The 13,217-nt window shown below is 63.1% G+C and carries 16 protein-coding genes; 6 read left to right on the top strand and 10 right to left on the bottom strand.

Features of this window, described 5'->3' with window-relative positions; translation table 11 throughout:
* The first annotated feature begins 67 nt into the window (after positions 1 to 67).
* Together cysD and cysN are read left to right on the top strand one after the other, a co-directional pair.
* On the top strand, positions 68 to 967 hold the full coding sequence (gene cysD, locus AN401_RS07680) for a sulfate adenylyltransferase subunit CysD (protein ID WP_094039570.1): 900 nt from the start codon (positions 68 to 70) through the stop codon (positions 965 to 967).
* A 187-nt stretch (positions 968 to 1,154) separates the two neighbouring features.
* The gene (gene cysN / locus AN401_RS07675; protein ID WP_094039569.1) at positions 1,155 to 3,062 is read left to right on the top strand and encodes a sulfate adenylyltransferase subunit CysN; all 1,908 of its coding nucleotides are present in this window, start codon (positions 1,155 to 1,157) and stop codon (positions 3,060 to 3,062) included.
* 173 nt (positions 3,063 to 3,235) lie between these two features.
* Here cysN and AN401_RS07670 read toward each other — a convergent pair whose 3' ends face one another.
* The 5 genes from AN401_RS07670 to prmB all read right to left on the bottom strand — a co-directional run bounded on the left by AN401_RS07670 (position 3,236) and on the right by prmB (position 7,580).
* On the bottom strand, positions 3,236 to 3,532 hold the full coding sequence (locus AN401_RS07670; protein WP_094039568.1) for a YfcL family protein: 297 nt from the start codon (positions 3,530 to 3,532) through the stop codon (positions 3,236 to 3,238).
* Positions 3,533 to 4,663, bottom strand: coding sequence for an ATP-NAD kinase family protein (locus AN401_RS07665; protein ID WP_094039567.1), 1,131 nt, complete (start codon positions 4,661 to 4,663; stop codon positions 3,533 to 3,535).
* Between the two features lie 13 nt (positions 4,664 to 4,676).
* Complete coding sequence (locus tag AN401_RS07660; protein ID WP_096778989.1) at positions 4,677 to 5,201, bottom strand: elongation factor P hydroxylase; 525 nt, start codon at positions 5,199 to 5,201, stop codon at positions 4,677 to 4,679.
* A gap of 192 nt (positions 5,202 to 5,393) precedes the next feature.
* Entirely contained in the window at positions 5,394 to 6,476 is a 1,083-nt protein-coding gene (aroC, locus tag AN401_RS07655; protein WP_094039565.1) for a chorismate synthase, read from the bottom strand.
* A 183-nt stretch (positions 6,477 to 6,659) separates the two neighbouring features.
* Positions 6,660 to 7,580 (bottom strand): 50S ribosomal protein L3 N(5)-glutamine methyltransferase, encoded by a 921-nt coding sequence (gene prmB, locus AN401_RS07650; protein ID WP_096778988.1) that lies wholly within the window; start codon positions 7,578 to 7,580, stop codon positions 6,660 to 6,662.
* A 50-nt stretch (positions 7,581 to 7,630) separates the two neighbouring features.
* On the opposite strand from prmB, the gene smrB reads away from it, so the two are divergent.
* The gene (smrB, locus tag AN401_RS07645) at positions 7,631 to 8,155 is read left to right on the top strand and encodes an endonuclease SmrB (RefSeq protein WP_094039563.1); all 525 of its coding nucleotides are present in this window, start codon (positions 7,631 to 7,633) and stop codon (positions 8,153 to 8,155) included.
* A 244-nt stretch (positions 8,156 to 8,399) separates the two neighbouring features.
* Here smrB and AN401_RS07640 read toward each other — a convergent pair whose 3' ends face one another.
* The 4 genes from AN401_RS07640 to AN401_RS07625 form a co-directional block, all read right to left on the bottom strand.
* The gene (locus AN401_RS07640) at positions 8,400 to 8,609 is read right to left on the bottom strand and encodes a DUF1107 domain-containing protein (protein ID WP_094039562.1); all 210 of its coding nucleotides are present in this window, start codon (positions 8,607 to 8,609) and stop codon (positions 8,400 to 8,402) included.
* 31 nt (positions 8,610 to 8,640) lie between these two features.
* Entirely contained in the window at positions 8,641 to 9,153 is a 513-nt protein-coding gene (gene sixA, locus AN401_RS07635; RefSeq protein WP_094039561.1) for a phosphohistidine phosphatase SixA, read from the bottom strand.
* 434 nt (positions 9,154 to 9,587) lie between these two features.
* Positions 9,588 to 9,722 (bottom strand): TIGR02808 family protein, encoded by a 135-nt coding sequence (locus AN401_RS07630; RefSeq protein ID WP_094039560.1) that lies wholly within the window; start codon positions 9,720 to 9,722, stop codon positions 9,588 to 9,590.
* Positions 9,723 to 9,794: 72 nt separating this feature from the next.
* A complete protein-coding gene (locus AN401_RS07625) occupies positions 9,795 to 9,995 on the bottom strand; it encodes a hypothetical protein (RefSeq protein ID WP_094039559.1) in 201 nt (66 codons plus the stop codon).
* A gap of 190 nt (positions 9,996 to 10,185) precedes the next feature.
* Between AN401_RS07625 and AN401_RS07620 the strand changes: the two genes are divergently transcribed.
* Both AN401_RS07620 and AN401_RS07615 read left to right on the top strand, forming a co-directional pair.
* A complete protein-coding gene (locus AN401_RS07620) occupies positions 10,186 to 11,172 on the top strand; it encodes a YeiH family protein (RefSeq protein ID WP_096778987.1) in 987 nt (328 codons plus the stop codon).
* Positions 11,173 to 11,213: 41 nt separating this feature from the next.
* Positions 11,214 to 11,657 (top strand): universal stress protein, encoded by a 444-nt coding sequence (locus AN401_RS07615; protein WP_094039557.1) that lies wholly within the window; start codon positions 11,214 to 11,216, stop codon positions 11,655 to 11,657.
* 15 nt (positions 11,658 to 11,672) lie between these two features.
* Here AN401_RS07615 and nfsA read toward each other — a convergent pair whose 3' ends face one another.
* On the bottom strand, positions 11,673 to 12,398 hold the full coding sequence (nfsA, locus tag AN401_RS07610) for an oxygen-insensitive NADPH nitroreductase (protein ID WP_096780325.1): 726 nt from the start codon (positions 12,396 to 12,398) through the stop codon (positions 11,673 to 11,675).
* A gap of 57 nt (positions 12,399 to 12,455) precedes the next feature.
* On the opposite strand from nfsA, the gene AN401_RS07605 reads away from it, so the two are divergent.
* Entirely contained in the window at positions 12,456 to 13,133 is a 678-nt protein-coding gene (locus tag AN401_RS07605; RefSeq protein ID WP_096778986.1) for a DUF2982 domain-containing protein, read from the top strand.
* Positions 13,134 to 13,217: the final 84 nt, after the last annotated feature.

Below are 13,217 nucleotides of genomic sequence, written 5' to 3'. Positions count from 1 at the left end.
ACTGGACATACTGAATATCTATAACATTTAGTTATTAGCATAATCCATAGGCGAGAACAGTAGCATTATGAATCTGACGCACCTGCAACGGCTGGAAGCCGAAAGTATCCATATCATGCGGGAAGTGGTGGCCGAGGCCGAAAACCCGGTCATGCTTTACTCCGTGGGCAAAGACAGCGCCGTCATGCTGCACCTGGCGATGAAGGCCTTCTATCCGTCGGTCCCCCCCTTCCCCCTGCTGCACGTGGATACCCGCTGGAAGTTCCGCGACATGTACGCCTTCCGCGACCAGATGGCCGAGAAGCTCGGCATGGATCTGCTGGTGCACATCAATCCCGAGGGCATCGAGAAGGACATCAACCCCTTCACCCACGGCTCCGCCATTCATACCGACGTGATGAAAACCGAGGGCCTCAAGCAGGCGCTCGACAAGTACGGCTTCGATGCCGCCTTCGGCGGGGCCCGCCGCGACGAAGAAAAATCCCGCGCCAAGGAGCGCATCTTCTCCTTCCGCACCGCCCAGCACCGCTGGGACCCCAAGAGCCAGCGCCCCGAGCTGTGGAAGCTGTACAACGCCCGCAAGCACAAGGGCGAGTCCATCCGCGTCTTCCCCCTCTCCAACTGGACCGAGCTCGACATCTGGCAATACATCTACCTGGAGCAGATCCCCATCGTGCCCCTGTACTACGCCGCCGAGCGCCCGGTGGTGGAGCGCGACGGCGCCCTCATCATGGTGGATGACGAGCGCATGCCGCTCAAACCCGGTGAAGTGCCGATGATGAAGAAGGTACGCTTCCGCACCCTGGGCTGCTATCCGCTCACCGGCGCCGTGGAGTCCGAGGCCGACACCCTGCCCGCCATCATCCAGGAAATGCTGCTCACCAAAACCTCCGAACGCCAGGGCCGGGTCATCGACCACGACTCCGCCGCCTCGATGGAGAAGAAAAAGCAGGAAGGGTACTTCTGACACTTTTAGTCGCAGGGTCGAATGTATTCGACCCGACCACGGCGCCGTTATCGGCACGGTCCACTGACGTGGCCCCTACGGCGCGGCCCGTAGGGTCGAATTTATTCGACCGAACACGGCGCCGGCAAACAACATCTATATATTCCCAGGCGGCGCCTGGGAGTCAGGCACAAGAGGATTATTAATCATGGCGCACCAATCCGACCTCATCGCCACCGATATCGAGCAATACCTGAAGCAGCACGAGCACAAGAGCCTGCTGCGCTTTATCACCTGCGGCAGCGTCGACGACGGCAAGAGCACCCTCATCGGCCGGCTGCTGTACGAGTCCAAGATGCTGTTCGAAGACCAGCTCGCCGCCATGGAGGCCGACTCCAAGAAATGGGGCACCCAGGGGGACGAGATCGACTTCGCCCTGCTGGTCGACGGCCTGGCCGCCGAGCGCGAGCAGGGCATCACCATCGACGTGGCCTACCGCTTCTTCTCCACCGACAAGCGCAAGTTCATCGTGGCCGACACCCCCGGACACGAGCAGTACACCCGCAACATGGTGACCGGCGCCTCCACCGCCGACGCCGCCATCCTGATGGTGGACGCGCGCAAGGGCATCCTCACCCAGACCCGCCGCCACAGCTACCTGATGTCGCTGCTCGGCATCCGCCACATCGTGGTCGCCATCAACAAGATGGACCTGGTGGGCTATTCCGAAAAGACCTTCCGCACCATCGTGGAAGAATACAGCCAGTTCGCCGAGCAACTGGGGCTCAAGCAGATCACCTATATCCCCATGTCGGCGTTCAAGGGTGACAACATCATCACCCACGGCGACAACATGCCCTGGTACCACGGCACCACCCTGATGGGCTACCTGGAAACCGTGGAAGTGGACGACACCCGCATGCAGAAGGCCCCCTTCCGCCTGCCGGTGCAGTGGGTCAACCGCCCCAACCTGGACTTCCGCGGCTTCTCCGGCACCGTGGCCAGCGGTATCATCAAGCCCGGCGACCGCATCCGGGTGCAGCCCTCCGGCAAAGAGAGCCACGTGGCCCGCATTGTGGTGCACGGCGGCGACCTGCCCCAGGCGGTGGCCGGCCAGTCGGTAACCCTGACCCTCACCGACGAAATCGACATCTCCCGCGGCGACGTCATCTCCACCGCCGAGGAGCCGGCGCAAACCGCCGACCAGTTCGAAACCACCCTGGTGTGGATGCACGAAGACGCCATGCTGGCGGGCCGGCCCTACCTGCTGAAGATCGGCACCAAGACGGTCACCGCCACCATCACCGACATCAAGTACCAGGTGAACGTCAACACCCTGGAGCACACCGCCGCCAAGAAGCTGGAGCTCAACGCCATTGGCGTGTGCAACATCAGCCTGGACCGGGCCATCGCCTTCGACGACTACCAGCACAACAAGGACACCGGCGGCTTTATCCTGATCGACCGGCTTAGCAACACCACCGTGGCCGCCGGCATGCTGCACTTCGCCCTGCGCCGCAGCCAGAACATCCACTTCCAGCACGTGGACGTGGATAAAGAAGCGCGTGCCCTGGCCAAGGGCCAGAAGCCGGCGGTGCTGTGGTTTACCGGCCTGTCCGGCGCCGGCAAGTCGACCATCGCCAACCTGGTGGAGAAGAAGCTGCACGCCCAGGGCCGCCACACCTACCTGCTGGACGGCGACAACGTGCGCCACGGCCTGAACAAGGACTTGGGCTTTACCGACGCCGACCGGGTGGAGAACATCCGCCGGGTGGCGGAAGTGTCCAAGCTGATGGTGGACGCCGGCCTGATTGTGCTCACCGCCTTTATCTCGCCGTTCCGCTCCGAGCGCCGGATGGCGCGCGAGCTGCTGGCCGAGGGCGAGTTTATCGAGGTGCACGTGGACACCCCGCTGGCGGTGGCCGAAGAGCGTGACGTGAAGGGATTGTACAAAAAGGCCCGCCGCGGCGAGCTGAAGAACTTCACCGGCATCGACTCCGCCTACGAGCAGCCGGAGAACCCGGAAATCCGCCTGGATACCACCGCCCTCAGCGCCGAAGCCGCCGCCGATGAAATCATCGCGGCCCTCAAGCACCGGGGCATTATCCTGGACTAACACGGCCCCGCAAGGTCGGATTCATTCGACCGAACCCGGCACCGGGGGCAGGATTGGTCCATTGAAATGGACCCTACAACCGCCCCTTGGCAAATCCGGCGCAAGCCGGCAAATAAATGCAAAAGGCCGGCGCCTTTACAGGCGCCGGCCTTTCTTTTTGTGCTTTGTCCCGCTTATTCGGCGGCGGCGGCCTGACGCTCCACCTTGTCCACCAGCCGGGTCCAGTAGCCCAGAACCAGCTTTTGATCCTCGTCGTTCAGCTCGCCGCTCAAGATGGCCTGGTTGAGGCTGGTTTTGACCCTGGCTTTCACATCCCGGATATGGTTGCGGCCGGACAACTCGCTCTGGGCCACCGCCAGGGTGATGTGCCCGCGCAGGTAGCCGCCGGCGAACAGCTGATCGTCGCTGGCGTCGGCCACCTGGGCGTCTATTTCCGCCAGCAGCAGGCGTTCGAATTCAAAAATGTTCATCTATTGAGCCTCGTCTTCCGGGTTTGCCACCCGGACCAGAACTTCATCATGATAGCCAGTGATCACCCGGATCAGGCCGCCGAGTTCGCGGTCGAGTGCGGGATCATTGGTGTCCACTCGCAACGGGCGCCCTTGCAGCGAATTGAGCTTCGATTTGGTCGCCAGTAGCCAGATATTGTCGCGTCCCACGGCCCGGATGAGCTGGGGACTAAGCTGCTGATTGCCACGGCCGAAGATATGGCCCTGGCCCCCGATCAGGGTGATCACCAGCTTGCAGGGTTTGTCCTTGATCCATTCATACAGGCCTCTGGCGTCCAGATCCGAGGCGAGCAGGCGTTTCTGGTACACCAGATCCACGCCCAACAGGGTATTGTTAAGGCCGAGCCGCTCCATCACCGCCGCCACAGTGGTGCCCGAACCCATGATAAAGTAGCAGTCGTCGTGCTCTTCCATGCGTTCGATCACCTCGTCGGCGATGTCGGTGAGCACCAGTTCGGCGGATTCCTTGCCGGCGACCTTGACCGCCTGCACATAATTGAGTTCGCCGGGGATCAGCATCTCGCCGTAACGGCGGGCCCGCACCCGGCCCTCGCGGAAGGCGGCCTCGTCGATGTCCATCACCTCCGCTTCCACCAGGCTCACCGGTTCGCCACGCACCAGCCTGGCCAGCAGCCGGCCGGTGCCGGCGGGAGTGACGCCGTACACCCCGGAGTGGATTTTCACCCCGGCGGGGATGCCGAGCACGCACAGCCGCTCCGGCACCTCGGCGCAGATGTCCCGGGCGGTGCCGTCACCACCGGCGAACAGCAGCAGATCGATGCCCTGCGCCACCAGCAGCGGCACCGCCCGGTGGGTGTCCTCGGCGGTGCTGGGACTGGCGGCCTGGTAGCAAACCTCGAACGGCAGCCCGAGGGAGCGGCACACCGTTTCGCCCATGTCGCCGGACACGGTGTAGATAGTGACATGATCCTTCAGCGCCACCAGCTCCGCCAGGGCCAGGCTGCTGCGCTGCAGGGCCCGGGGCTCGGCGCCCAGGGCCAGGGCCTGCTCGGCCATGCCGTCGCTGCCCTTGAGGGCCACGCTGCCGCCCAGGCCCGCCAGGGGGTTGATAATCAGGCCAATCTTGAACATCCGCCTTCCTCTGTCAGTCAAAGTCCGCCGCGCTCAGGCCCGGCCGGCCGTAGTGTTGCCGCAGCACGTCCATAAAGATCCGGGCCCGGGCCGGAAAACCCCCGGCCAGGTAGCGTAGCGCCTGCTCCCGCACCCGGGCCCGGAAGGCGTGGCGATCCGGATCCACGCAGCCATTCAGGTTGTCGCAGCTCACGTTAAAGGGAAAACCGCAGCACAACGACAGCGCCCATTCGATGGCCTGGGGCTTCACCTCCACCGCCTCGAAGGCGGCCTGGGCCTCGGCATCCCGGCCGTCCGGATGGTACCAGTAGCCGTAGTCCGGTTGCTGTCGGCGCGCCTCCCCCGCCAGCAGCCAGTGGGCCACCTCGTGCAGGGCACTGGCGAAAAAACCATGAGCAAAAATAATGCGATGGTACGGCACTTCGGCGTCGGCCGGCAGGTAGATGGGCTCGTCGTTCCCCAGCTCGAGGCGGGTATTGTACGTGTCGGCGAAGCTTTGGTTAAACAGGGAAATCAGATCCCGGTAGCAAAATGACATAATAAAAAGCGGCCCTCGATTCAGGGCCGCTATTTTACCCGGCTGGGGTGGGTACACAAGAGGCACGGCGCCGGGTTTAAGCGGGCGGGCCACCCGCCCCCCAAGACCAATACCACCACCGGCGCCGGATTCGGTCGAATAAATTCGACCCTACAGGTGGGGTGGTGCCGCGCGCGGTCGAATAAATTCGACTTACAGTTTGGGCGTAGTGGTCGCCACCTCGGCGTTCTGGGCCCGGTTCAGCAGCAGGTGGTCGAGCAGCACTATGGCCATCATCGCCTCGGCGATGGGCACGGCGCGGATGCCGACGCAGGGGTCGTGGCGGCCGCGGGTCACCATTTCGGTGGGGTTGCCCTGCACGTCTATGGTGTTGCCCGGCACCATGATGCTGGAGGTGGGCTTGAGCGCGATGCTGGCCACTATGTCCTGGCCGCTGGAAATGCCGCCCAGTATGCCGCCGGCATGATTGCTGGCAAAGCCCTCGGGGGTGAGCTCGTCCCGGTGCTCGGAGCCCTTCTGCTCCACCACCGCGAAGCCGTCGCCGATCTCCACGCCCTTGACCGCGTTGATGCTCATCAGGGCATGAGCGAGGTCGGCGTCCAGCCGGTCGAACACCGGCTCGCCCAGGCCCACGGGCACGCCCTGGGCCACCACCTGGATCTTGGCGCCGATGGAGTTGCCCTCTTTTTTCAGCTCGCGCATGTACTCGTCCAGCGCCTCCAGCTTGCCGGCGTCGGCGAAGAAGAAGGGGTTGGTTTCGATGATGCTTTGGTCGAAGGCCTCGGCCTTGATCGGGCCGAGCTGGGTCAGGTGGGCATAGATGGACACGCCGTAACGGGCCAGCACCTTCTTGGCGATGGCGCCGGCGGCCACCCGCATGGCGGTTTCCCGGGCCGAGGAGCGGCCGCCGCCGCGGTAGTCGCGGATGCCGTATTTCTGGTGGTAGGTGTAGTCGGCATGCCCCGGCCGGAACAGATCCTTAATGGCGGAGTAGTCCTGGGAGCGCTGATCGGTGTTTTCGATCAGCAGGCCGATGGAGGTGCCGGTGGTCTTGCCTTCGAACACGCCGCTCAGGATCCTGACCTGATCCGCTTCCCGCCGCTGGGTGGTAAAGCGGGAGGTGCCGGGCTTGCGCCTGTCCAGATCATGCTGCAGATCCGCCTCGCTGAGCTCGATGCCCGGAGGCACGCCGTCGACCACGGCGCCCAGGGCCGGGCCGTGGCTCTCGCCGAAGGTGGAGACACGAAAGAGGGTTCCGATACTGTTCCCTGCCATTAGCTGGATTTCCTTAGTAGTAAAATTAAGTAACTGATCCAAAATACCGTGCATCGACCGGGTATCGCACGCAGACACGCCGTAAACCCGTCCCTGGGGGCTCCGCCGCGCTATCCCTGGCGCGAAGGGTCTGCTCAGCGATACCCGCTCGCTGCCACTAGGGTTCTGCTTGCAAAACCGCGATTAAAACTGGTTCCGAAAGGGCAAAAGGTCGCGCCGGCTGATCACAAAGACGCCGTGGCCGCCGTTGGCGAACTCGATCCAGGACAGGGGCAGTTCGGGATAGGCGGCTTCCAGGTGGATCTGGCTGTTGCCCACTTCCACCACCAGCACCCCGTCTTCGGTGAGAAAGTCGCAGGCCTGGGCCAGCAGGCGGCGGGTGAAGTCCAGGCCGTCGACGCCGGAGGCCAGGGCCAGCTCGGGCTCGTGGTGGAACTCCTCGGGCAGGTCGCTCATGTCCTCTTCGTCCACGTAGGGCGGGTTGGCCACGATCAGATCGTACTGGTCTCCCGCCGGCAGGGCCGAGAACAGGTCCGACTCGATGGGGATCACCTGCTGCTCCAGGCCGTGGTTCTGGATGTTGATCTCGGCCACGTCCAGCGCCTCGCGGGAGATGTCCAGGGCGTCCACTTCGGCCTCGGGAAAGGCGTGGGCCAGGGCGATGGCGATGCAGCCGGAGCCGGTGCACAAGTCCATGATGCGGCGGGGCTCGTGATCCAGCCAGGGGGCGAAGCGGCCGTCGATCAGCTCGGCGATGGGCGAGCGCGGGATCAGCACCCGCTCGTCCACATAGAATTCATAGCCGGCGAACCAGGCGGTGCGGGTGATGTAGGGGGTGGGGATACGCTGCTCGACCCGTTGTTGCAGGGCCTCCAGCAGGCGCTTGCGCTCGCTCGGCAGCAGGCGGGCATCGCGCACCTGGGGCGGGCAATCCTGCGGCAGGTGCAACAGCGGCAGTACCAGTTGCACCGCTTCGTCCCAGGCGTTGTCGGTGCCGTGGCCGTAGAACAGGCCGGCCTGCTGAAAACGGCTGACGGCAAACCGCAACCAGTCGCCTATGGTGTGCAGCTCGGTGAGCGCCTCGTCATGAAAAAGCGTGTCCAAAACCCCTCCGCCTCGATAAAATGGCTGTTTTTGACTAATCGGACGCAGACATGGCCACCACCCCTCCCCCCGAAGACGACGAACAGGCGCTCTTTAAGGAAGCGGTGCGGGGTGTCCGCAAATTGAAGCAGGATACCATAAGTCCGCACCGGGCGCCGGTCAAGGTGAAAGCGCAGCGCCAGCTGGTGCGCAAGGACAACGCCGAGGCCCACCCCTTTTCCGATCTCTACGAGCCCTGGCTGGAGCAGGAAGGGCCCACCCGCTACCGCCAGGCGGACACCTCCGCCTATGAGCTGAAAAAGCTGCGCCGGGGCGATTATGTGCCGGATCTGTTTTTGGACTTGCACGGCCTGACCCAGGAGCAGGCCAAGGAGGAGCTGTCGGCCCTGCTGCTGGCGGCCCGCCGCCAGCACGTGAAGTGCGTGTCCATCATGCACGGCCATGGCAAGCATATTCTCAAGCAGCGGCTGCCCATGTGGCTGGCCCAGCATCCCCAGGTGCTGGCCTTCCACCAGGCCACCCGGGAATGGGGTGGCGACGCCGCCCTCTTGGTATTGCTCAAGACCGAAATCTGAATCTACATCGAATGCGACAATGGTCCACTGAAGTGGCCCCTACAAAGGACCTACGGCGGACTCTGCAGATGGGTCACCTGTAGGGTCGAATTTATTCGAGCGAAAACCCAACACCGGTGCCGGAACGGCCCTTGGGGCGCGGCCGGCCCGCCCGCATGAACCCGGCGTCGGCGGCGGGGCATCAGAAACGACAAAGGCCGGAGCTGTCCGGCCTTTCAACATGGTTGACCGCTTACGCGGAGAATCAGGCGGTTTGCGGCGCCTGCAGCCGGCCGATCAGGCGGTTGATTTCCTGCACCGTCACGCGGTGGCGTTCATCGGCGTGTTCCGGCATCACCAACATCCCCTTGGCGTACAGGAAGGCGCCGCGGCCCCGGATGTACAGGCGGCCGCTGAAGAAGGTCTTGACGTACTTGGCAATCAACAAAGGCTGATATTTCTTGAAGATACGCATAATTCACCTCTGCTTATTTCCTTATTATCTTTTACCCTAAAGACCCGAGCAGATGGCAAGGCTGTTCATAATGGGGCCGGATATTGTGCGGCCCCTCCAGCCAGTTGAACACGGGCACCTGGCCCTGCTCGAGGATAATTTTGGCAATACCCGAGGTCACGAAAATCGGCGCCATGGTTGCCGGGCACAGACTCTCGACCAGAAAACCGACCAGCGGCATGTGGCTCACCACCAGCAGGTTGTCCTGCCGGTGCAGCTCGCCATAGGCCAGCAGCAGGCTGGCGGCAATGTCCGCGTCGGCATTGGGAGTGAGCTCTTCGCAGCACTCCACCTGGGTTCCGGTTATATGCTTGGATACCTGCTGCCAGGTTTGCCTGGTACGCAGATAAGGACTGACCAGCACACGATCAAATGCCGGCACTTGCTGTGCCAGCCATTGCGCCATCAAACAGGTCTCATCCCTTCCCTGTCCGGTCAAAGGCCGTAAAGCATCGCTGGATGCTTCCGGTGCCGCCTGGCCGTGGCGCATGATAAAGATATTCATCTCCACCTCACTTTCAGGCGAACCCGCCTTTTCAACGGCGGGCATAATACCCCTGCGTTTTGTTGTGCTCAAGGATCCAGCTCACCCTTTAACCAGATGGCGGGAACTCTTTTGTTCGTTCTTACCTTAGCTATAACATAAAGAACACAAGTCCACCGAAAATCATTCGCCTTTTCGGATCTGGGCAACAAAACGCGGAGCAGTACGGCACCGGCGGGACCAGAGTGTGCCCGTGCTTGATGACACTTTGGTGACGGCGCGCCAAAAAAAAACTGGCCGGGCGGCCAGTTGAAAAGATTACATACTAACGAGTGAACAGAAACCAGAATCTGAGATCACCCAGGTGATCATCAGGTTGTTGACGTGGCGCCAACGGGTTTGAGCTTACGCCCGCGGCCCGGGACTTGGCTTGATCTCAATCAACAAAGCCGCACTCAGCCCTTCTGCTTGTCCATCCACAACAGGATAAGGCAGGTCACCACCGATACCCCGATAAAACCTGTCAAAAAAATCAATGGCATGGCGGTATAGCCCAAGACGTTCCAGATTAATTTTTCCAGTGCACTCATAACATGCTCCAAACAGATCCCGAGAGGGGCAGTTTAGCAGAAGGCCGGGAAGCGGCCTTGCGCGAGATCAAATCAGGCCCGGAGCAGGCTGTAGCTTCGGCCCCTGGCGCAAAGCAGCGACCAGCGGCGCCTGGCCATAAACAACGGCAGCACGGCGGGACCGAACAGGCAGCCGAGCAGTGCCCAGCGGCGCGGCGGCAAGGCGCACTGCAGCGCGGCGATATAGAAGAGTGCCCCGGACAGGGGTGCCAGCAAGGTAAAAATAAGGATCATCTACAGCCCTCCCAATTGGCGCAAGCGTAGCACAGACGCCTTCCCTTTGTCAGTGAGTATACAAAATTAAGGGTAATTGTGAACAAGATCTATAAATCAGTTTTATTGATGATTTAAATAAAAAGCTTCAATTTTTATTAATTTCAGTGCCGACATAGACTGGCCTCCTGCCATTCGGGGAGATAATGTCATGTTTGCCATCGTTCAGGGGATCAGCCTCGCCGGCCTGCTGGCCGCCGCCAGCCTGCTGCTGGCCCGGCAGTTCGACACCGGTATCAGCCCGCTGATTTTCGCCATCCTGCTGGGCCTGGTACTGGGCAATGCGTGGCCCCGGCTGGCCCAGGGCGAGCGGCAGCCCGGCCTGGAGTTCTGCAAAAAGCGGCTGCTGCGCCTCGGGGTCGCCTTCTACGGCATTCACATCAGCCTGCAGCAGATTGCCGAAGTCGGTACCGGCGCCCTGCTGGTGGATGCGGTGATGCTGCTCTCGACGTTGGGGCTGGCCTACTGGCTGGGCCGGCGCTGGCTGGGCCTGGATGCGCCCACCAGCCTGCTGGTGGGTGCGGGCTCGGCCATCTGTGGTGCCGCCGCCATCCTCGCCACCGAGCCGGTGGTGCGCGCGCGCCCGCAGCAAACCGCGGTGGCGGTCGGCACAGTGGTACTGTTCGGCACCCTGGCCATGTTCCTGTATCCGCTGATCTACCCCTGGCTCGGCCTTTCGCCCCGGGCCATGGGCATTTATACCGGCGCCACCGTGCATGAAGTGGCCCAGGTGGTTGCCGCCGGCTCCGCCATGGGTGATGATGTGGCGCAAACGGCGGTGATCACCAAGCTGACCCGGGTAATGATGCTGGCGCCGGTGCTGCTGGTGCTGGGCAGCTGGCTCGGCCGCAAGAGCGGCACCAGGGCGGTGCGCGCGCCCCTGCCCTGGTTCGCCTTCGGCTTTATCGCCGTGGTGCTGTTCAACTCCCTGGTCAGCCTGCCGCCCTTGTGGCGTGACCTTGTCGTGCAGTTGGATACCTGGGCCCTGACCATGGCGATGGCGGCCCTGGGGCTGGGCACCCAGTTGGGAGGACTCAGGGCCGTGGGCTGGAAGCCCCTGGCGCTGGCCGCCACCTTGTTCTTGCATTTGGCCATCGGCGGGCTGATAGTGACCCATATGGCGACATCCTGGCTGTAGTCACCGGCGGGCATGGTGCCGCCGGCTCAAAGGAGGCACCCATGCCTTATCGTAATATTCTGGTGGCCCTGGAGCTCAACCACAGGGAAAAGCCGCTGCTCAAGCGGGCGGTGGAACTGGCCGAATGCCACGGGGCGGCACTGCACCTGGTGCACGTGGAGCCGGATGTGAGCGGTATCTACGTGGGCAGCCTGAACATGGATCTGCGCCAGCTCAAGGTAAAGCTGCGGCTGGAAAGCGGCCACGAGATCATGAAGATGCTGACGGACACCCAGCACCACATCAGCAGCGTCTCACTTCCCAGCGGCGATGTCCGCCAGGCGGTGCGCCTGGCGGTGAAGGAAAAAAACGCCGACCTGCTGATCTGCGGCCATCAGCTCGAGCACCATTTCCTCGGCCACCTGTTTTCCCATACCGTGGGCTTCCTCGATATCGACGGCTGCGATCTGCTGGTGGTCAAGCTGTCCGACAAGGCCGAAGCCTGACCACCCTCCCCCCGGCTAGCGCAGGCAGAAGCCCTGGTGGTGCAGGAACTCCAGCATAAAGGGGCGCGCCTCCCTGGCCAGGGTTTCACCTATCTGTCCGGTCCAGCTCATTTCCTTGTTGCCGCCGGTACGGGTGCGGTAATAGTGGCGCACCCGCTCGTCGTAGTCCCGCATCAGCGCCTCGTCCTGGTGCGCCGGGTAGCCGTTCTCGAAGAACATCAGGGCCGCGGGCAGCCGCGGCTTGGGCTCGGGATCCTGGGCCGGATGGCCGATGCAAAGCCCGAACAGGGGGATGACGCCCCTGGGCAGCCCGAGCAGGGCGCTGAGTTCATGGGGATGGTTGCGCACCGCGCCGATAAAGACCCCGCCCAGCCCCAGGGACTCCGCCGCCGTCAGCGCGTTCTGCCCCATCAGGGCGGTGTCGATGGCACCGATCAGCAGTTGTTCGGCAAAGCCGGTCTTGGCCTCGGGTACCCACTGCAGGTGGCGGTGGAAATCGGCGCAGAACACCCAGAACTCGGCGGCCCCGGCCACGTAGGCCTGGTTGCCGCACAGGGGCACCAGGCGGGCACGCAGCTCGGGATCGGTCACCCAGATCACCGCCGAGGCCTGCAGGAAACTGGAGCTGGGGGCGGCCTGGGCGGCGGCCATGATGGCCTCCCGCTGCCCGGGGGAAAGGGGCTCTCCGGTGAACTTGCGGATGGATCTGTGACGGCGCATCACCTCGATGGCGGTTGTCATTTTTACCTCTTGCTGGCGGTCTTTGTGTATCATCACCTTAATGGAATCAAGCCCCAAATGGGAGAGACGGTGCGGGAAACCCAACACATAGAGCCCATGTCGCGCCGCCATGGCCTGGCCCTCACCCTGGCGGGCGTGGCGGTGATGCTGGTGCTGACCGGGGTGCTGTACTGGCTGGGCGGGCGCGGCCACCTGGTGGTGATCTTCCTCTTTCTCGCCGGCCTGGTGATGACGGTGCTGGGCGTGCTCAAACTCAGGGAGCCGCCCTACAGCTTTTCCCTCAGCGCCGACAACCTGCATTTTCACCACAAGATCGGCGGCTGGAGCCTGCACTGGAACAACATAGTGCGTGTCGACCAGCCCCGGCTGCACGAGGGGCTGGATCTGGTGGAGCTGCCCTATGTGGGCATCAAGATCCGCGATTACGACGAATTCCTGCCCCTGATGACGCCACGGCTGACGGTGCACATGCTCAACGATCAGCGGCCCCTGCTGGCCATGGCCCTGCGCCACGGCGCGATCAGCCGCCACCGGCTGCAGGACTGGCTGGTGGAGGACAACCACTACCGCTCGGCCAGCGGCCGCCACTACGAGGGCCTGGCCGCCATGCTCGGCCACCGCATGACCCACATGCGCGAGCTTTACGGTTACGATCTGCTGGTGCACGAGTCGAACCTGGACCGGGAGCCGCCGGAGTTCGTGGCCCTGCTGCGCCGCTACCTGCAGCCGTCTTGATCTACGGCGGACGCCGGGCTGGCGGTAGGGTCCATTTCAATGGGCCATCCACCAACGGCGCAGTGTCCGGTCGACTTCCGTCGG

It is taken from the genome of Zobellella denitrificans (genome assembly GCF_002407485.1).
Classification (GTDB): Bacteria; Pseudomonadota; Gammaproteobacteria; order Enterobacterales; family Aeromonadaceae; genus Oceanimonas; species Oceanimonas denitrificans.
This window is presented reverse-complemented; position numbering and strand designations above follow the sequence as displayed.